General features: G+C 64.2%; 19 protein-coding genes. 14 read left to right on the forward strand and 5 right to left on the reverse strand.

What is annotated here, in order from left to right:
* Window positions 1-379 precede the first annotated feature (379 nt).
* Window positions 380-1465, reverse strand: a complete 1086-nt coding sequence (locus OEJ36_RS15370) for a polyamine ABC transporter substrate-binding protein (RefSeq protein ID WP_263402220.1) — start codon at window positions 1463-1465, stop codon at window positions 380-382.
* Window positions 1466-1712: 247 nt separating this feature from the next.
* Between OEJ36_RS15370 and OEJ36_RS15375 the strand changes: the two genes are divergently transcribed.
* Window positions 1713-3377 (forward strand): MFS transporter, encoded by a 1665-nt coding sequence (locus OEJ36_RS15375; protein WP_263402221.1) that lies wholly within the window; start codon window positions 1713-1715, stop codon window positions 3375-3377.
* Between the two features lie 115 nt (window positions 3378-3492).
* On the opposite strand, the gene cysK is transcribed toward OEJ36_RS15375, so the two are convergent.
* Window positions 3493-4467, reverse strand: a complete 975-nt coding sequence (cysK, locus tag OEJ36_RS15380) for a cysteine synthase A (protein ID WP_263402222.1) — start codon at window positions 4465-4467, stop codon at window positions 3493-3495.
* Between the two features lie 130 nt (window positions 4468-4597).
* Between cysK and OEJ36_RS15385 the strand changes: the two genes are divergently transcribed.
* From OEJ36_RS15385 to OEJ36_RS15410, 6 genes are all read left to right on the forward strand, one after another.
* A complete protein-coding gene (locus OEJ36_RS15385) occupies window positions 4598-5677 on the forward strand; it encodes a DUF748 domain-containing protein (protein WP_263402223.1) in 1080 nt (359 codons plus the stop codon).
* Between the two features lie 285 nt (window positions 5678-5962).
* Window positions 5963-6808: an AAA family ATPase gene (locus OEJ36_RS15390; protein WP_021220273.1), complete on the forward strand. Its 846-nt coding sequence runs from the start codon at window positions 5963-5965 to the stop codon at window positions 6806-6808.
* Between the two features lie 7 nt (window positions 6809-6815).
* Window positions 6816-7250, forward strand: a complete 435-nt coding sequence (locus OEJ36_RS15395; protein ID WP_263402224.1) for a hypothetical protein — start codon at window positions 6816-6818, stop codon at window positions 7248-7250.
* On the forward strand, window positions 7243-7638 hold the full coding sequence (locus OEJ36_RS15400; RefSeq protein WP_021220274.1) for a GFA family protein: 396 nt from the start codon (window positions 7243-7245) through the stop codon (window positions 7636-7638). Before OEJ36_RS15395 ends, OEJ36_RS15400 begins: the two co-directional genes overlap by 8 nt.
* 25 nt (window positions 7639-7663) lie before the next feature.
* Window positions 7664-8842 (forward strand): vWA domain-containing protein, encoded by a 1179-nt coding sequence (locus OEJ36_RS15405; RefSeq protein ID WP_263402225.1) that lies wholly within the window; start codon window positions 7664-7666, stop codon window positions 8840-8842.
* Between the two features lie 336 nt (window positions 8843-9178).
* Window positions 9179-9652 carry a hypothetical protein gene (locus OEJ36_RS15410; RefSeq protein ID WP_263402226.1) on the forward strand — a complete coding sequence of 158 codons (474 nt, stop codon included), beginning with the start codon at window positions 9179-9181 and terminating at the stop codon, window positions 9650-9652.
* A 77-nt stretch (window positions 9653-9729) separates the two neighbouring features.
* On the opposite strand, the gene OEJ36_RS15415 is transcribed toward OEJ36_RS15410, so the two are convergent.
* Entirely contained in the window at window positions 9730-10086 is a 357-nt protein-coding gene (locus tag OEJ36_RS15415; RefSeq protein ID WP_263402227.1) for a hypothetical protein, read from the reverse strand.
* 242 nt (window positions 10087-10328) lie between these two features.
* Between OEJ36_RS15415 and OEJ36_RS15420 the strand changes: the two genes are divergently transcribed.
* The 3 genes from OEJ36_RS15420 to OEJ36_RS15430 all read left to right on the forward strand — a co-directional run bounded on the left by OEJ36_RS15420 (window position 10329) and on the right by OEJ36_RS15430 (window position 12948).
* A complete protein-coding gene (locus OEJ36_RS15420; protein WP_263402228.1) occupies window positions 10329-11270 on the forward strand; it encodes a hypothetical protein in 942 nt (313 codons plus the stop codon).
* A gap of 316 nt (window positions 11271-11586) precedes the next feature.
* Window positions 11587-12096 (forward strand): Bro-N domain-containing protein, encoded by a 510-nt coding sequence (locus OEJ36_RS15425; RefSeq protein WP_263402229.1) that lies wholly within the window; start codon window positions 11587-11589, stop codon window positions 12094-12096.
* Between the two features lie 249 nt (window positions 12097-12345).
* Window positions 12346-12948, forward strand: a complete 603-nt coding sequence (locus OEJ36_RS15430; RefSeq protein ID WP_263402230.1) for a hypothetical protein — start codon at window positions 12346-12348, stop codon at window positions 12946-12948.
* Window positions 12949-13032: 84 nt separating this feature from the next.
* On the opposite strand, the gene OEJ36_RS15435 is transcribed toward OEJ36_RS15430, so the two are convergent.
* Window positions 13033-13938 carry a LysR substrate-binding domain-containing protein gene (locus OEJ36_RS15435; RefSeq protein WP_263402231.1) on the reverse strand — a complete coding sequence of 302 codons (906 nt, stop codon included), beginning with the start codon at window positions 13936-13938 and terminating at the stop codon, window positions 13033-13035.
* Window positions 13939-14093: 155 nt separating this feature from the next.
* Between OEJ36_RS15435 and ycaC the strand changes: the two genes are divergently transcribed.
* The 4 genes from ycaC (at window position 14094) to OEJ36_RS15455 (ending at window position 17409) form a co-directional block, all read left to right on the forward strand.
* Window positions 14094-14723, forward strand: a complete 630-nt coding sequence (gene ycaC / locus OEJ36_RS15440; RefSeq protein ID WP_263401530.1) for an isochorismate family cysteine hydrolase YcaC — start codon at window positions 14094-14096, stop codon at window positions 14721-14723.
* A 177-nt stretch (window positions 14724-14900) separates the two neighbouring features.
* Complete coding sequence (locus OEJ36_RS15445; RefSeq protein WP_263402232.1) at window positions 14901-15638, forward strand: substrate-binding periplasmic protein; 738 nt, start codon at window positions 14901-14903, stop codon at window positions 15636-15638.
* Between the two features lie 59 nt (window positions 15639-15697).
* A complete protein-coding gene (locus OEJ36_RS15450; RefSeq protein ID WP_263402233.1) occupies window positions 15698-16201 on the forward strand; it encodes a GNAT family N-acetyltransferase in 504 nt (167 codons plus the stop codon).
* Between the two features lie 539 nt (window positions 16202-16740).
* Window positions 16741-17409 (forward strand): TIGR04211 family SH3 domain-containing protein, encoded by a 669-nt coding sequence (locus tag OEJ36_RS15455; protein ID WP_263402234.1) that lies wholly within the window; start codon window positions 16741-16743, stop codon window positions 17407-17409.
* A gap of 36 nt (window positions 17410-17445) precedes the next feature.
* Here the strand turns inward: OEJ36_RS15455 and bchE are convergent, their stop codons facing one another.
* Window positions 17446-18981, reverse strand: coding sequence for a magnesium-protoporphyrin IX monomethyl ester anaerobic oxidative cyclase (gene bchE / locus OEJ36_RS15460; protein ID WP_263402235.1), 1536 nt, complete (start codon window positions 18979-18981; stop codon window positions 17446-17448).
* Window positions 18982-19104: the final 123 nt, after the last annotated feature.

Consider the following 19104-nt stretch of genomic DNA (forward strand, 5'->3'; position numbering starts at 1 on the left):
CACTTCAGTGCGGCCCGAAGGGCGAGCGTAGCGAGTAACGGCGATGGAGTGAGGGAACCCGACGCAGTCGGGCCGGATGATGGGGCAAGCCCTTTTGGTTCCTTTTAAGGCGATTGTTAAAAGGGACTTGCCCGGGAGGGCGAAACCAGAAGCATCACCAGAACTCGGCAATCAGCTGGGCTCAGATCCTCGAGCAACACTTAGCCAATCAATTCGCCCCTACGCGGGTTGCACCCGCCCTACGCGTTGCCAGCCCTGTAGGTCGGGTGAAACCCTGCGTTGCGGTGTTGGGCCATCGCGGATGAATCCGCTCCCACAAGAACAATGCCCCCAAGAAAAACGCCCCGGCAAGCCGGGGCGTTTTCGTTTCAGCGAGGGGTCATTTGCCGGTCTTGACGGTGTTCCAGGTGCGGGTACGCACGCGGTCGATCTTCTGCGGCATGGATTCCAGGGCGAACAGCTTGGCCATGACGTCGGCCGGCGGGTAGATCGCCGGATCGGCCTTGATGTCGGCTTCCACCAGCGGTTCGGCGGCGTTGTTGCCGTTGGCGTAGTGCACGTAGTTGCTGACGCCGGCGATCACCTCGGGGCGCAGCAGGTAGTTCATGAAGGCGTAGCCGGCCTTCTCGTCGGGGGCGTCCACCGGCATGGCGACCATGTCGAACCACATCGGCGAGCCTTCCTTGGGCGTGGAGTACTTGATCTCGACGCCGTTGCCGGCCTCCTTGGCGCGGGTGGCGGCCTGGAGGATGTCGCCGGAGAAGCCGACCGCCACGCAGATTTCGCCGTTGGCCAGGTCACCCACGTATTTGGACGAGTGGAAGTAGCGCACGTAGGGGCGGACCTTGAGCAGCGCGGCCTCGGCGGTCTTGTAGTCTTCCGGCTTCTTGGTGTGGTGCGGCAGGCCCAGGTAGTTGAGGGTGATGGGCAGCAGCTCGGGGCCGTTGTCGAGGATGGCGACGCCGCACTTGGCGAGCTTCTCCATGTTCTCGGGCTTGAAGATCAGGTCCCAGGAATCCAGCGGGGCGTTGTCGCCGAGCACTTCCTTGACCTTGGCCGGGTTGTAGCCGATGCCGGTGCTGCCCCAGAGGTAGGGGAAGCCGTGCTCGTTGCCCGGGTCGTTGACTTCCAGGGCCTTGAGCAGCGCCGGGTTGAGGTTCTTCCAGTTGGGCAGCTGGCTCTTGTCGAGCTTCTTCAGCGCGCCGGCCTCGATCTGCTTGGCCATGTAGTGGTTGGACGGGACGACGATGTCGTAGCCGGATTTGCCGGTCATCAACTTGCCGTCGAGGGTTTCGTTGCTGTCGTAGACGTCGTAGGTCGCCTGGATCCCGGTCTCCTTGCTGAACGTGGCGACGGTGTCCGGCGCGATGTAGTCGGTCCAGTTGTAGATCTTCACCGTTTCGGCGGCCTGTGCGGCACCGGACACGGCGAGGGTCAGGAGCAGAGGCGCGAAGGAACTTCTCATTGTCTTTGTTTCCTGGCTGCGGATTGGAGTCGGGGCTCGGCAAGCGTAGTCGATACTGCCGTTGCGCCAGCTTTACCCCGGTGGCCAGGCGAGACAATTGCACAAAAGTCCCAGCGGACCCGCGAGGAAGAATGCCACTGGCGAAAACCGCCGATCCGGCCTTTTTCCGCCGGGACGCTGACTACACTTGCGCGGTAACCAGGGACCGGCGCCCATGGCCCGGTCCGGCCTCGCAAGGAACCACCCCATGCTCCAGTCCGTATCGCCGAAGAACGACCTGCCGCGCACACCCGAATCCGAGGAAGCCCCCAAGAGCGGCCTGTTCAGCCCCTTCACCATCACCGCGTTCCGCATCATCTGGATCGCCAACCTGTTCGCCAACCTGGGTACCTGGGCGCAATCGGTGGCCGCCGCCTGGGTGGTGACCGAAGCCCACGCCAGCCCGCCGACGGTGGCGATGATCCAGGTCGCCGCCGCGCTGCCGCTGGTGCTGCTGTCGATCATGTCGGGCGTGCTGGCCGACAACCACGACCGGCGCAAGATCATGATGGCGGGCCTGGCCTTCGAGATGAGCGGGGCGACCTTCCTCACCGCCATGGCCTTCTTCGGCTACCTGGACCCACTGCTGCTGATCGTCTCCATCCTGTGGATCTCCATCGGGGGCTCCATCACCATCCCGGCCTGGCAGGCGGCGGTGAACGAGCAGGTGCCGGCGAAGATGGTGGGCGATGCGGTGCTGCTCAACAGCGTCAACTACAACGTCGCCCGTGCCGCCGGCCCGGCCATCGGCGGGCTGATGCTCAGCGCGGTGGGACCGGCCTGGGTCTTCCTGTTCAACTGCCTGTGCTACCTGGGGCTGATCTGGGCGATCTGGCGTTGGCGCCGCGTGCTGCCGGTGCGCACCCTGCCGCCGGAGCGGCTGATGGAGGGCGTGGTCGCCGCCCTGCGCTTCACCCAGTACTCCAGCGTCACCCGCCTGGTGATGCTGCGCTCCTTCTCCTTCGGTATCTCGGCCAGCGCCGTGTGGGCCTTGCTGCCGCTGCTCGCGCACCGCAACCCGGACGGCGACGCGGCGGTGTACGGCTACATGCTCGGCGCCCTGGGCGTGGGGGCCATCCTCGGCAGCCTGGGGGTGAACCTGGCGCGACGGCGCATCGGCACCAGCCGCCTGATCAGCTTCGGCGGCCTGCTGCTGGGCCTGGTGCTGCTGGCGCTGGGCTCGCTGGACAGCCTGTGGGTGATCTTCCCGGCGCTGATCCTGGGCGGCGGTTGCTGGATCGCCGCGGTGGCCAGCTACAACTCGGCGGTGCAGATACTGGTGCCGGACTGGGTCAAGGCGCGCGCCCTGGCGCTGTACCAGACGGCGCTCTACGGCGGCCTGGCGCTGGGTTCGTTCCTCTGGGGCCACCTGGCGGAAACCATGGGGGTGAAGGGCGCACTGTTCGCCGCCGGCTGCCTGATGATCGCCTGCGCCTTCCTGCTCTATCAGTCGCGCCTGCCGGAGCTGGACGCCACCAGCATCGCCCACGCGGTGACCACCCTGCCCGGCCAGCCGACCTTCGTCTTCAACCCCGGCCGTGGCTCGGTGCTGGTGACCATCGAATACCGCATCCCGGTGGAACGCACCCGCGACTTCGTCCGCGCCATGCAGATACTCCGCCGCCTGCGCCTGCGCAACGGCGCCGACCGCTGGGCGCTGTACCGCGACACCAGCGACCAGGAGAACTGGCAGGAAATCCTCCTGGTGGACAACTGGCTGCAACACCTGCGCATGCTCGACCGGCTGACCATCGCCGACAAGGCGATCATCGACAACGTGACCATGCTCCACGAAGGCGAAGAGCCGCCACGGGTGAGGCATGGGGTCAGTTATGAGTCGGGGAGTTATGAAGCGAAGGCAGCTGGAAGCTAGAAGCGGGAAGCCTGTAGGTCGGGTGAAACCCGGCGCATCGGTGCCGGGATTTCGCGAATGAATTCGCTCCCACAAGGACGCATGCCCCCGTGTGCCGGGGGCATGCCGATAGGCCTTACTGCTGCAGTTCCTGCTCGGTGAACAGGCCGTCGAAGAGCATGGTGGAGAGGTAGCGCTCGCCGGAGTCGGGGAGGATGACGACGAGGGTCTTGCCCTGCATCTCCGGCTTCTCGGCCAGGCGAACGGCGACGGCCATGGCGGCACCGCCGGAGATGCCGCAGAGGATGCCTTCCTCGCGCATCAGGCGCAGGGCCATGGTCTTGGATTCGTCGTCGGTGGTGAGTTCGACGCGGTCGACGATGGAGAGGTCGAGGTTCTTCGGCACGAAGCCGGCGCCGATGCCCTGGATCTTGTGCGGGCTGGGCTTGACCTCTTCACCGGCCAGGGTCTGGGTGATCACCGGCGAGGTGATCGGCTCCACGGCCACCGAGAGGATCGGCTTGTTGCACTGCTGCTTGATGTAGCGCGACACGCCGGTGATGGTGCCGCCGGTGCCGACGCCAGCCACCAGCACATCCACCGCGCCGTCGGTGTCGTTCCAGATTTCCGGGCCGGTGGTCTTCTCGTGGATGGCCGGGTTGGCCGGGTTCTCGAACTGTTGCAGCAGCAGGTACTGCTCGGGGTTGCCGGCGGCGATCTCGGTGGCCTTCTCGATGGCGCCCTTCATACCCTTGGCCGGCTCGGTGAGCACCAGCTCGGCGCCCAGGGCCTTGAGCACCTTGCGGCGCTCCAGGCTCATGGAGGACGGCATGGTGAGGATCAGCTTGTAGCCACGGGCGGCGGCGACGAAGGCCAGGCCGATGCCGGTGTTGCCGGAGGTGGGCTCGACCAGGGTCATGCCCGGGCGCAGGCGGCCTTGTTCCTCGGCGTCCCAGATCATGTTCGCGCCGATGCGGCACTTCACCGAATAGGCCGGGTTGCGCCCCTCGACCTTGGCGAGGATGGTCACGCCCTTGGGGCCGAGCCGGTTGATCATCACCAGCGGGGTGTTGCCGATGGCCTTGGAGTTGTCTGCGTAGATGCGGGTCATGGTCCTGTCCTTAGAGGTAGCGGGCAGATGGAAGGCGAACAGCCTATGCCCGTGTGCCGGTGCAGTCCAGCCGAACTCATTGCGGTGGATGGCAGTCCATGAAAGAGAATCGCCCCCGGCGGATGCCCCCATGAAACGACGCTACAGCCTGCCCCTCGGGGCCCTCCTCGCCCTCGTCCTGCTGCTGGTGGTGGCGCATTTCGCGCTGCCCTGGCTGATCCGCGACTACCTCAACGACAAGCTCGCCGACATGGGCGAGTACCGCGGCCACATCAACGATGTCGACCTGGCCTGGTGGCGCGGCGCGTACCGCATCAACGGCCTGTCCATCGTCAAGGCCGATGGCGATATCCCGGTGCCGCTGCTGGATGCCCCCGGCATCGACCTGGCGGTGAGCTGGCATTCGCTCTGGTACGAGCACGGCGTGGTGGCGCGGGTGATCTTCGAGGCGCCGGAGGTGAACTTCGTCGACGGCGGCAAGAACAAGCAGGACTCCCAGACCGGTGCCGGCACCGACTGGCGCGACCAGTTGAACAAGCTGCTGCCCATCACCCTCGACGAGGTGCGCGTGGTCAACGGCCGCATCGCCTTCCACAACTTCAGCTCCACGCCCAAGGTGGACATCGATGCCAGCGAGGTGAACGCCAGCCTCTACAACCTGACCAACGTCGCCGACGACAGCGGCGAGCGGGTGGCGCGCTTCGAGGGCCGGGCACAGTTGCTCGGCCACGCGCCGCTGGAGGTGGAGGCGCGCTTCGACCCGTTCAAGAACTTCGAGGACTTCGAGCTGCGCCTGCGTGCCCGCGACGTCGACCTGCCCCGGCTCAACGACTTCTCCCGCGCCTACGGCCGCTTCGACTTCAAGGCCGGCAGCGGCGACCTGGTGATCGAGGCCCGTGCCGACAACGCCCAGCTCAGCGGCTACATCAAGCCGCTGCTGCGCAACGTCGACGTGTTCGACTGGGAGCAGGACGTGGAGAACGACGACAAGGGCTTCCTCCGCTCCCTGTGGGAGGCCCTGGTGGGCGGCAGCGAGACGGTGCTGAAGAACCAGCAGCGCGACCAGTTCGCCACCCGCGTGGAGCTCAGCGGCAACGTGCACCGCCAGGACGTGAGCGCCTTCCAGGCCTTTCTGTCGATCCTGCGCAACGCCTTCATCGAGGCCTTCACCACCCGCTTCGAACGGCCGCCGCCGGAGAAGAACGACTGACCGTCGACGCCCATCGCGGACGAATCCGCCCCCGCAGGGCGTGGCCCCCTGTAGCCGAAGGTGACAGTCGAAGCCCTGGCAGGCCCGTGCTTGAGCCTTCACCCATCGCAGGTCGGGGTACGCCGCGCAAAGGGAATGGCTAGGCTGGAGGGAGAGTGACCGCCCATTCAGTGACTGAATGCCCCGTCTGCGTTCACAGTGCGCCGGGCCGCGCGTTATAGTCGGCCTTTCCGTAAATACCGAAGGCCCCGGCCGAGCCGGGCGTTACCGTTCGAGGATTCCCTGATGAAGTTCGAAGGCACCCAGTCCTACGTCGCCACCGACGACCTCAAGCTCGCGGTCAACGCCGCCATCACCCTGCAACGTCCGCTGCTGGTCAAGGGCGAGCCGGGCACCGGCAAGACCATGCTCGCCGAGCAACTGGCCGAGTCCTTCGGTGCCCGCCTGATCACCTGGCACATCAAGTCCACCACCAAGGCGCACCAGGGCCTGTACGAATACGACGCGGTGAGCCGCCTGCGTGATTCGCAGCTGAACTCCGAGAAGGTCCAGGACGTTCGCAACTACATCAAGAAAGGCAAGCTGTGGGAGGCGTTCGAGTCCGAAGAGCGCGTGATCCTGCTGATCGACGAGATCGACAAGGCCGACATCGAGTTCCCCAACGACCTGCTGCAAGAACTCGACAAGATGGAGTTCTACGTTTACGAGACCGACGAGACCATCAAGGCCAAGCAGCGCCCGATCATCATCATCACCTCCAACAACGAGAAGGAACTGCCGGACGCCTTCCTGCGCCGCTGCTTCTTCCACTACATCGCCTTCCCGGATCGCGAGACCCTGCAGAAGATCGTCGATGTGCACTACCCCAACATCAAGAAGGACCTGGTGGCCGAGGCGCTGGACGTGTTCTTCGACGTGCGCAAGGTGCCGGGCCTGAAGAAGAAGCCCTCCACCAGCGAACTGGTCGACTGGCTGAAGCTGCTGATGGCCGACAACATCGGCGAAGCCGTGCTGCGCGAGCGTGACCCCACCAAGGCCATCCCGCCCCTGGCCGGCGCCCTGGTGAAGAACGAGCAGGACGTGCAGCTGCTGGAACGCCTGGCGTTCATGAGCCGCCGCGCCAGCCGCTGAGGCTGCGATGGACATCGAGCGGATCAGACGCAAGCGCCAGAAGAACGTTCAGGAGCAGTCCCTGCTCCGGCGTGAAGGGCTGCGACTGACCGCCGAGTACTACCGCAACCAGCCAGACGAATTGCCTCGCGTGCTCCTGCACCACCCGCAGGCACTGGGGATCGACTGGAGCCGCACCATCATGGTCGACCTGCATATAGAGCAATACGGCAGTCATTCAGTCAGCGGCCTGCTGCTGACCCAGGACTGCCGGTTCATTGAGTTCGACCTCGATACCAATGAGGACTACTCCAAGCTGGATGCCAAAGGCCGCAACCTTTGGCATGACGTGACAGAGCAGACCTCGACCTCCCGCCATAACCGCGGGACGGGTGTCAGCGACGGTGCCTGGGCCCTGGAAGTCCAACGCCAGCTCAACGGAGAGGCCAGCGACAATGCATAACGGCAGCTGCCTGTGCGGCGCGGTGAAGTACCAGATCGACGCCCCCATCGAATCCGCCACTCATTGCCATTGCAGCCAGTGCCGCAAGGGCCACGGTGCCGCGTTCGCCACCTATGGCAACGTGCGCTGGAGCGACTTCCGCTGGACCGCGGGCGAAGACTTCGTGACCCACTATCACTCCAGCCCCGGCGTCACCCGCAGCTTCTGCCGGCAGTGCGGCGCCACCCTGCAGTGGTACAGCGACAACGCCCACCCGAACTGGGTGTCGATCGCCCTGGGCACGCTGGATTCGCCCCTGGGCGAGATCCCGCAGAAACACATCTACCCCGAATCCAAGGCCGACTGGTACGCCATAGCCGACGGCCTGCCCCAGGAACCCCGTTCCTGAGGCCAACCAGCAAGAGGGCGCAGCCATGCTGCTCAACCTGTTCAACGAAATGCGCGCGGCCAAGGTGCCGGTCTCGGTCCGCGAGCTGCTGGACCTGATCAACGCGCTGAAGCACAACGTGGTGTTCGCCGACATGGACGAGTTCTACTTCCTGTCGCGCACCATCCTGGTCAAGGACGAGCGCCATTTCGACAAGTTCGACCGGGCCTTCGGCGCCTACTTCAAGGGCCTGGAAAACCTCAACCAGCACATCGAGGCGCTGATCCCCGATGAATGGCTGCGCAAGGAATTCGAGCGCATGCTGACCGACGAGGAGCGCGCGCAGATCCAGTCCCTCGGCGGCCTGGACAAGCTCATCGAAGAGTTCAAGAAACGCCTGGAAGAGCAGAAGGAACGCCACGCCGGCGGCAACAAGTGGATCGGCACCGGCGGCACCAGCCCCTTCGGCTCCGGCGGCTTCAACCCCGAGGGCATCCGCGTTGGCGACGCCGGCAAGCGCCAGGGCAAGGCCGCCAAGGTGTGGGACCAGCGCGAGTACAAGAACCTCGACGACCAGGTGGAACTGGGCACCCGCAACATCAAGGTCGCCCTGCGCCGCCTGCGCAAGTTCGCCCGCCAGGGCGCCCAGGACGAACTCGACCTGGACGGCACCATCGACCACACCGCCCGCGACGCCGGCCTGCTCAACATCCAGATGCGCCCCGAGCGCCGCAACAGCGTGAAGCTCCTGCTGCTGCTGGATATCGGCGGCTCCATGGACGCCCACGTGAAGGTCTGCGAAGAACTCTTCTCCGCCTGCAAGACCGAGTTCAAGCACCTGGAGTACTTCTACTTCCACAACTGCATCTACGAATCGGTGTGGAAGAACAACCTGCGCCGCACCTCCGAACGCACCTCCACCCTGGACCTGCTGCACAAGTACGGCGCGGACTACAAGGTGGTGTTCGTCGGCGACGCCGCCATGGCCCCCTACGAAATCACCCAGGCCGGCGGCAGCGTCGAACACTGGAACGAAGAGCCGGGCTACGTGTGGATCAAGCGCTTCATGGAGAAGTACAAGAAGCTCATCTGGATCAACCCCTACCCCAAGGACACCTGGAACTACACCGCCTCGACCAATATCGTGCGCGAGCTGATCGAGGACCAGATGTACCCGCTGACGCTGAGCGGACTGGAAGACGGGATGAAGTTCCTGTCGAAGTGACAAGAAAACGGGCCCGGCAGGGCCCGTTTCTTTGTCTACCTCCTCAAAAGCCTGCTTGATGGGTAAAGGGTCGCATCCGCTCTACCGCCTCACAGGCCTGGCTCCAGTGCTCAAAACGCTCAGGACCCCTGTGGTAATCTCGCCGCCGCGTTGAGTCGCCTGCCGACTTGGCGTGCAGTCGCCTCCATCAACTGCCTTCATAACGGCGGTTACCAACGCTACCCGCACAGGGTAGATGGGCAAGGCGCTTGCCACTCTCTCCAGCGCCCCATTCGACGGCGCTTTTTCAATTCTTTCAATCCAATAGCGTTTGCATACTCAGGACGAGTCAATCAGATGTTGATGAAACTGGCGCCCAAAAAGCACAACCCGCGTAACTTCTATCTAAGTGTTGCGGCGGCGATCCTTGTCCTTTGTGTCGGACGCTATTTCGCGATTGAGTCCGAGCGGGAAAAAGGAACTCAACTGGCGCTGCTGGCCCAGCAACTCTCCCAGCTGAACGCCACCCTGCCAAAGAAGGTCGACGGATTGACCACGCTTGAATACGTGGGCCTCTCCTACTCCGACACGATCTTCTACCGCTACCAGGTCAACATGAAGGCAAGCACCTTGTCCGAGGAGGAAAGGGTCAACATGGAAGCAGGATTGCGTAGTGGACTGGAGCGATTGGCCTGCAAGGAAACGAAGTTCTTGGCAGCGATGCGCAAGTACAACACTCATATGGAGCATTTCTACCGGGCCAAAGATGGCGAGCTCTTTACCATCGAGATTCACGCCGATCAGTTGAACTGCCCCGAGCCCAAAAGTTAAGTGCTCCGCCACAGTCGACCGAGAAAGCGCACGCCCAAACGGTTCGAAACGCCGGGGTTTGGTGAAAGGCCAGTTCCTTAACTCTTCGGTCCGTCCTCGTAGATGACCTCGATCTCGCCGACGATATTGTCGTTGAGGGCCTCGAGGTCCTCGGCCGGGATCCACCACTCGGTATGGCGGCTGCCGCCGACCTGCTCGATCCGATACTTTTCGACGAACTCGCGCCGCACCCTGAAGCGGGTCACGTAACCCTTCTTGACGTCCGTGACGTTCCACTTGTTGATCTCGATGGCGTAGGCCTCGTTGGTCACCGGGTAGAAGATCGGCTGCCCCGGCAGCCTGGGCGGCCAGCGCTTGAACCCGCTGGCGGCAACCAGGGCAAGCTCCTTCTCGCCGCAGGGGCGGTACATCGTGATCAGGTCATCCGTGGTCATTTTTTATCCTTCCTTGAACTATGAATCGCCATTGAGGCGCGGCAGATTCTGGGGCTTTTGCTCGCCTGATGCGCCTTCATTTGGGTTGGTTGCGTAGTTTTCGACAGCTAGTATCAGAGCGCTTCAGCAAGCTTCCAACCTGCCCCGGGCTGAAGCCCGGGCTACGAGCCAAGATCATATAGTTTTAGCCAAACCAGAATCGCATGTAACTACTGATGCTAGTTAGGTATCTGGAGAACGGAATGACGGACACATCTGATGACGTCCCTTGCCGCGAGGCCAGGAAAGCTATGCGTGAGCTTTATGAATCCGCTCACTCCATGTTTATGGACAAGCTGGAAGTCTTCATAGACAAAATTGAGTTTCCTTTGTCATACGACCTCACAGACGAAATTCGAGAGGTCTCGTGGGGCTCCTCAATGATGTCATTCGCGGTAGCAACAGAGCTCAAGGAAACAATAAACCAACTTCATTGTTGGTATGGATATCTAGTAGACCTTTCACTTTGGACTGAAGTCCTTGATGCCTTTGAAGGTAACGATCGCTGGTATATCCGCCAGCAGTACGTTGAACAACTCGCCTACTACTGCATGCTTCAGCCTAGCGCTACGCGCGAGCGATTTGGGATGATCGCAACCACTGCGCTACATCAAGCAAATCTACAGCTACGCGAGGACTACAACGACCACTTGGACCAAGACGGCAAAAAATACATCACCCGACGATTTCGCGAAGAACAACTTCCAATTCTTGGGCATGACTACCGGTGCTTTCAACGCTTTTTACAAGCGCTTAGAAATCTAGACAACAAGTCATTTGAAACTGCCAGTCGGAATTTCAGAAACTTGGCCAGTCATGGTATAGCGCCCCGCTTCGAGCAGGGAGAAACAAGTTTCGTAAATCGGTCGGTTGAGCCTTGGAGCGACTTGGTTAAACAACCATGCGGCGGCTACCTACCCGTTAGTCACCCAACGAAAAAAGCCATATGGTATGGATTTGGTGGAACTCAGCCTCTAACTCTGCAGCAAGTTTTTAATGCGTCATGGAATGAATACCTTAAAGCAATAAAGCTATTCCACTCCTATCAATCATTACTCAGAGAAATTCTGACCACCATTAGGTCTCGCCCCTCAGAACTGGCAACCGCTACTTCTGAAACCTCACAACCCACGCCAGCCCCTTAAGCTCAGCCAATTGATAACGGCTTGCCGTCCTATTCCCTCCCCCCTATCCTCCCCCCGCCACGGTCAATCCCGTGGCCGGGTTTGGCGACCCGAGAGTTAGTAGGCGCGATGGCGCCGAGGTGCTTGCGAGAACGGCGAATGTTCTTGCAGGCCCCCGCACGCATGCAGTCATGCTCTGCTCTGCGTTATGGCAGATCGCGCGGGGAGACCTCCGGGTCTGCCGGTGCCTACTAGCCGGTTCGCCAACCCCGCGTGGTCTGCCACCCTCGTTTGGCGACGTGGGTGGCAGCTCTTCCGACCTAGTAGGAGCTCCGCCATGCACGACGCATCCACCCCCATCGTTTTCCAACGCCACAACCACCAGCTGCGCACCGTGATGGTCGACAACCAGCCCTGGTTCGTAGCCCACGATTTCGCTCGCCTGATCGGCGCTCTGCGCCCCTACCGCATGACCCGCCTGGTGGACCCGCACCAGCGCCGTGTCGTGGTGCTTCGCCACGCCAGCGGTGGCAGCGAGGAGGTGCTGGCCATCAGCGAGGCCGGCGCCTATCGGCTGCTGTACCGCTTCGATCACCCGGAACACAGATGCATCAGCCAATGGCTTAGCGAGGTGGTGGTGCCAACGCTATATGACCGCCACAGCAGCCCCGAAGCGGCACCCCGGCGAGCCGCAATGAGCTGGGCCAATCAGCGGATCGGCATTCTGAAATGGCAGGGGGATATCTGGATCGCCCGGCAGGATTTGCCGGTCTTCCTCGCCAGCCGGGATGACCCGGCCCTGAGCGATGAACCGAGCTGGAGGCACATGCCTTTCGGCGATTGGTGATACAGGCCGGATACCTGTAGGGGCGAATTCATTCGCCCAGGGAGCGCGGAGCGACCCCCTGTTGCAGCATGGGTTTCGTTTCGCTCTTCCCATCCTACGAAGCTGGGTAGCCCGGGCTTCAGCCCGGGGGGCTTGCTCCCGACCAGCGGATCATGCAAACGCGCACTGGTTTCACAATGCCTTCAAGGCGTTCGGCTAAGGTGCGTGCCATCCGCCCCACGGGGCTTAGCCAGCACACCGGAGGACAGCATGGACACCATCCGCGACGGTATCGATGCCTATAACCAGACCTACCTCGAGATCAACGGGGAAGACGACGAGCTCTTTACCGAAGGCCCTGCGTCGGAGGAGGAAATCGAGCAGTTGGCGTCCATCACCGGCCCGTTGCCGGCGGAGCTGCAAGGCTTCTACCGCAGCCTCGGCGCGCTGAAGAACCAGACCGAATCCGACTCCCACTGCTTCTGGATTCCCGCCCCCGCCGAGCTGGCGGACTGGCTGCAGGAGCAGGACGGTTCGGCCGGGATCATCGACGTGATCCGCGCCCATTGGGGCGGTGATCGCCCGGAGTTCGACGCGGGTCGCCACTTCAGCGCGGAGGAGATCGCGGCGCTGAATGAACGCTTCATCGGCTACGGCTGGTACAGGGTGGCGGACATCCTCGAAGGCGCCTATTTCCTGTTCTTCGACCGTGAGGGCCGCTTCGGCAGCCTCTACTACCACCAGGACGATTTCGCCGGCGCCAAGCAGGCGCTGAAGGAGATGCTGCGCGACGGCATCAAGGGCCAGCCGCTGGAGCAACTGCTGGGCGAGGCCCTGGAAGAAGTGCGCGCCAGCATGGAGGAGTTCGGCTGACGCCGACGCCCCTCCCCGCGCCCGCACCTTAGGGTGGGCCGTGCGGCGCTCCGCTTCAGCCCACCGCCCTCACCCTGCACCGCATCACGCCATGTCGCTGCCGGCGAACTCTTCGCCGAGGAAGTCGATCAGCGAGCGCACCGAGGGCAGCAGCCCGCGCCGCGAAGGGAAGATGGCGTGGACGATGCCGCACTTGGGCGAGAAGCCCGGCAGCATCTCCACCAGCGTGCCGTTGGCCAGGTCTTCACGCACCGCTACCCGTGGCAGGTGGGCGATGCCGACCCCGCCCAGCACGCCGTTGCGCAGCGCCAGCAGGTCATCGGTGACCATGCGCGGGCGATGCGGGATGGTCAGCCGCGCCCCGTCCGGGCCGAACAGTTCCCACTGGTAGTCCCGCTGCGCGCCGCCCCAGTGCAGGCTCGGCAGGCGGCCCAGTTCCTCCGGCGCGAAGCCTGCCGGCAACCGGGTGAGGAAGTCCGGCCGGCCCACCAGGCACTGGGTGCTGTCGGCCAGCACCTTCATCACCATGTCGGTGTTTTCCAGCGGCGGGAAGCGCACCCGCAGGGCGATGTCGAAACCTTCGTGGAGCAGGTCCACCCGGCGGTTGGTGCTCTCGATGAAGAGCTCCACCAGCGGGTACTTGAGCATGTAGCGGGTGAGCATCGGCCCGACCCAGGAGTTGAGCAGCGTGGTCGGGCAGGCGATGCGCACCAGGCCGCGCGGCTCGCTGCGGTTGCGCTCGATCACCTCCGCCGCCCCTTCCGCTTCCACCCGCATGGCCACGCAACGCTGGTAGTACTCCTGGCCGATCTCGGTGAGCGAGCAATGTCGGCTGGTGCGGTGGATGAGGCGTACGCCGAGGCGCTCTTCGAGCTGGGCGATGCGCCGGCTGAGCTTGGACTTGGGCATGTCCAGCGCGCGGCCGGCCGGGGCGAAGCCGCCGTGCTCCACCACTTGGGTGAAGTAGTAGAGGGTGTTGAGGTCTTCCACGCTCGTTCTCCAAATAGAACGCTAGAGGTAATTTTCGCAGTCTAGCGGATCAAGGGTGCCGAATTTAATCTTTCTCACATGCAGACAACGCCTGCAGCGAGAAGCAGAACCCAACGCCGAACCGGCACCCAGAATCGAAAAGCGAGGAACGCACCATGACCAACTTCACCTACAACCGTCTCGACAAAGACAACGCCGCCGTCCTGCTGGTGGACCACCAGGCTGGCCTGCTCTCCCTGGTTCGCGACATCGAGCCGGACAAGTTCAAGAACAACGTCCTGGCCCTGGCTGACCTCGCCAAGTTCTTCAAGCTGCCGACCATCCTCACCACCAGCTTCGAAACCGGCCCCAACGGCCCGCTGGTCCCTGAGCTGAAAGAGCTGTTCCCGGACGCGCCCTACATCGCCCGCCCCGGCCAGATCAACGCCTGGGACAACGAAGACTTCGTCAAGGCGATCAAAACCACCGGCAAGAAGCAGCTGATCATCGCCGGCGTGGTAACCGAGGTCTGCGTGGCCTTCCCGGCCCTCTCCGCCCTGGAGGAAGGCTTCGAGGTGTTCGTGGTGACCGACGCCTCCGGCACCTTCAACGAGATGACCCGCAACGCGGCGTGGAACCGCATGAGCCAGGCCGGTGCGCAGCTGATGAACTGGTTCGGCGTGGCCTGCGAACTGCACCGCGACTGGCGCAACGACGTGGAAGGCCTGGCCGCCCTGTGCTCCAACCACATCCCCGACTACCGCAACCTGATGACCAGCTACGCGGCGCTGACCGGCAACAAGTAACGCACCGGGCGCAAGCCTGAAACGAAAACGGGAGCCTCGACGGGGCTCCCGTTTTCGTGTGCGCCGAAACCGTTCGTGAAGCGCGTCATGCCCGCATCACTGGCGAACGCTACGCTTTGCGCACGGGTCATAGACATCAGGTAGGGCAACCGGCCAGCCTGGTCAGACGGGGGTCGCTTGAGGTCGATACTGTTCATCTTCTGGCTGTGCTGCTGCACCACGCTGCAGGCCGCGCAGCAGGAAATCCTGCTCTACAGCTACCAGCAGAAGCCGCCCTATGTGGTGGATGCCGGGCATCGCCAGGGGCTTTACTTCGACCTGACCGAACGCCTCGAGGCGCAGATGCCCGACTACCGCTTCGTGGTGCAGGAGATCCCGCGCCGACGCCTGGACCTGCTGCTGGAGCAAGGCCAGCTCGACGGGCTGGTGGTGGGCGCGAACCCGGACTGGTTCGCCGATGCCTCCCGCTACCAGTGGAGCCACCCCTTCATCGAGGACGGCAACCTGCTGCTGTCGCGCAGCGATGGGCAGGCGAGCCGGCTGGGCATCGGCGACCTCGAAGGCAAGCGCCTGGGGCTGGTGGGCGGGCATTCCTATCCCGAGCTGCAGGCGTTGCTGGAGAGCGGCAAGGTGGAACGGCAGAACGCCAACAGCGAGCTGGCCAACCTGGAGCGGCTGCTGCGCGGCTGGATCGACGCCACGGTGGTGGGCATCCGCACGCTGGAGCGCCACCTGAGCCAGCACCCCGAGCAGCGGGCACGCATCCACGTCGCCGAGCCGGTGCTCCACCGCTACCCGCGCCAGCTGCTGGTGCCGCCCCGCTACGAGAAGCTGCTGCCGGCGCTGGACAAGGCCATCGACGCCCTGCCGGAGGACCCGGTGTGGCAGAAGCGGCAGAAACGCTACTTCCCCTAGGCGCAGTGCGCGGCGCCTTGGGTAGAATGCCGCGCCCTCTTCCATCACGAACCGCAACCATGAGCGACGTCACCCTCGAACTGCTGCAGACCGGCCCCGAACAGGCCGAGCTGATCCGCAACCTGTACCAGTTCTACTCCTACGAGTCCTCGGATTGGGAGGAGGAAGACGTGGAGGCGGACGGACGCTTCTACATCCACGAGGAGCACCTGGCGCGCTACTGGCAGGAGCCGCAATGGAGCGCCAACCTGGTGCTGGTGGATGGCTTCATCGCCGGCTTCCTGCTGATCGAGCGCAGCGAGCTGCCGGGCATGGATGCGCTGGAACTGGCGGACCTGTTCATCCTCAAGCGCTACCGCCGGCAAGGCATCGGCCGCACCCTGGCGACCCAGGTGCTGAAGGAGGGCGACCACGACTGGCTGGTGCGCTTCTACCGCCAGGACGAAGCCGCCCAGGCCTTCTGGCACGCGGTGCTGGACGACCTGCCCAAGCCGGTGCACACCATCGACCCGGGCGACGACCCGCAGCTGCTGACCTACCTGGTGACCCGAGCGCTGCATTGAGGCCTGTCTTCCCGGGCTGAAGCCCGGGCTACGGGGTGCCCTGGGTTGGTAACGCGGCCCGGCTCGGCATCGCCGGTGGATGAAAAGAGCGTCATCCACCCTACACATCGATCAGCTCCGTAGGGCGGGTGAAACCCGCGTGGTTCATGCATCGACGATGTCGGGTTGCACCCGACCTACCTGCACCGCGCCGTAGGTTGGCGCCGAGCGCAGCGAAGCCCAACGGTGCGATGTTCGGCTTGCTGCGAAACCCATGCGGTGCAGCTACACGGGGTGCCCGGTGGGGCGTGGTCCACCCTTGTCTCGACTAACTACCCTCCTTTTTCGCTCGACCACCCGTCTCGCTTGCGGGGCCATGAGTGAACTACGCGGGGTCGCGGATTGTCAGTTCGCTGTCGGCTCGAACCGGGTGGATGGCGTGGCCATTCGCCACCCGGGCGCTGCGCAGCCATCGCCCTTTCTGAATGCGATGCTCGCCTGGCCGGCGCTTATCACGCCCGCGCTTCGGGTTCCGTTCCATAGCCAGTGAAGATTGCCCCATGCCCCTGACCCGTCATCTGCTCGCCCGTGCTCCTTCGTTCTCCTCCCGCGCCATCGGCGCCTGCCTGCTGGGTGGCCTGCTGCTGGCCGGCATGCCCGCGCAGGCCGATGAGAAAGCCGACAACACGCGCTGGGTGAGCGACAGCCTGAGCACCTATGTGCGCAGCGGCCCCACCGATGGCTACCGCATCGTCGGCACCCTGGTTTCCGGGCAGAAAGTCGAGCTGCTGAGCACCCAGGGCGACTACAGCCAGGTGCGCGGCGAGAACGGCAGCGCCGTGTGGATCCCCACCCGCGACCTGCAACCGGTGCCCGGCCAGGCCGAGCGCCTGCCGCAGCTGGAACAGAAGGTGACCGAGCTGAGCACCGAACTGGGCGGTATCGACGAGACCTGGAAAACCCGCGTGCAAGGCATGCAGGAGACCATGGACTCGCGCAAGGCGCTGATCGACGAAGCCCAGGCCGCCCGCGCGGCCCTGGACAGCGAGCTGAGCCAGGCCCGCTCCGAGCTGCGCGAAGTGCAGGCGCAACTGGGCGACGAGAACAAGCAGGTGCTGATGCGCTACATGGTCTACGGCGGCAGCATCGCCGGTGCAGGCCTGCTGCTCGGGCTGATCCTGCCGACCATGCTGCGGGTGAAACGCAAGCGCAGCGACCAGTGGGTCTGACCCGCTGAGCGACCGGGGAGCGCGCGGCTCCCCCATTCAGTTCGCAGCCCGCGCAATCACCTCCACCGCCGCCCTGCCCTTGCGCTTGTCCAGCAGGTATTCACGCCCTGCCAGCGAGGCGCCAAGGAACTCGCGAAGCGTCGGCCCCGCCTTGAGCAGCCGCGTGGCGAAGAGGAACTCCGCCAGCTCGTGGAACCACACGCGACGACCGATGCGGGTGTACCAGGCCATGGCGTGGCGGAAGTCCGCATCCGGATGCAACAGCAGGCGGCCGAGGGCCCTGGGGCGGGCCTGCATGCAGACCTCGATCGTCTTGAACCAGAGGAACACCCGCCACGCCGGCACGCGCTGCACCGCCAGCACCTGGTGCTTGTAGTCCCAGCGACGGGTGTCGGTCTGGATCACCCGGCGCTGCTCGGCCGTTTCGTAGAAGGGCGTCCAGCGGTGCGGGGTGACGTAGAGCAGCTGGATCTGGTCCGGGTCGTAGCGCAGCAGGTGGCGCAGGGAGCGCCAGTAGTCGGCGTCGGTTTCCTCCTGGAAGCCGATCACGTAGGTGGCCATGGAAACGATGCCGTGCTGGCGCAATAGACGGATCGCTTCCTGGTCCTCACGGGTGGTACCGCCCTTGCGAATCGCCTCCAGGGTGCCCTCGTCATAGCTCTCGATGCCCAGCAGGAAGCGGATCACCCCGGCCTTGCGGTACAGGTGGAGGATGTCGGCATCGCGGACGATGTCCCCGGCGCGGGTGGAGCCCACCAGCAGCAGCGGTACGTCTTCCGCGATCAAGGCTTCGAGGAAGGCCTTCCACATCTTGCGTGAGCCGGTGGGCAGCTCGTCGGCGAAGTTGATCAGCTCCACGCCCTGTTCCCGGTGCAGGCGTGCCAGCTCCCGGGCCAGGCGCACCGGGTCGCGGTGCCGCCAGCGGGTCCAGAACCCGCGCTGCCCGCAGTAGTTGCACAGGTAGGGACACCCCCGGGAGAACTGCACCACCACCGCCCGCTTGCCACCCCAGTAGGAATAGTGGGCGTGGTCGATCAGCTCCCAGCCCACGCGGTAGTCGTCGAGGTTGCGCAGCATGGCGGCGGCAGGCGTGGCGTAGGGTTCGCCCAGGTAGCGCAGGGCGATGCCGTGGACGTCCAGTGGCGGGTGCCCCTGCGCCAGGGCCTGCATCAGCGAGAGCGCGGTCTGCTCGCCCTCCCCGCGCACGATGAAGTCGACTTCCGCCACCTCCTGGAGGATTTCGTCCCAGTGGTAGCTGGGGTGCACGCCGCCGTAGACGATGACCAGCCCGGGCAGCACGCCCTTGAGGGCACGGCAGATGTCCACCACCGTCGGGTGCGCCGAGCTGGAGCCGGAGTGCCCGAGCATCACCACATCCGGCGCCGTCGCCTGGATGCGCGCCACGATCTGCGCCACGCTCAGCCCCTCGCGGTCCGCATCCAGCAGCGAGACGTGGAAGCCCGCGTCCAGCAGCGGCCCGCCGATGGCGAGCAGCCCCAGGGGCGGCAGGTGCTCGCGGGGCATGCGGCTGCCGATGGCGGTGTGGGGCGGGTTGATCAGGGTGATGTCCACGGCGACGTCCTTTTCCTCGGGGCGGGTCGCCTTTATGCACCTGCGCCGTGCTGGCTGCGTGGACCGCAGATGGAGTTGCCGTGGAGTTTCGGTGAAGGTTTCGGCGCCCAAGAAAAAGGCCGC

It is taken from the genome of Pseudomonas sp. PDM13, assembly GCF_025685765.1.
GTDB lineage: Bacteria > Pseudomonadota > Gammaproteobacteria > Pseudomonadales > Pseudomonadaceae > Metapseudomonas > Metapseudomonas solani.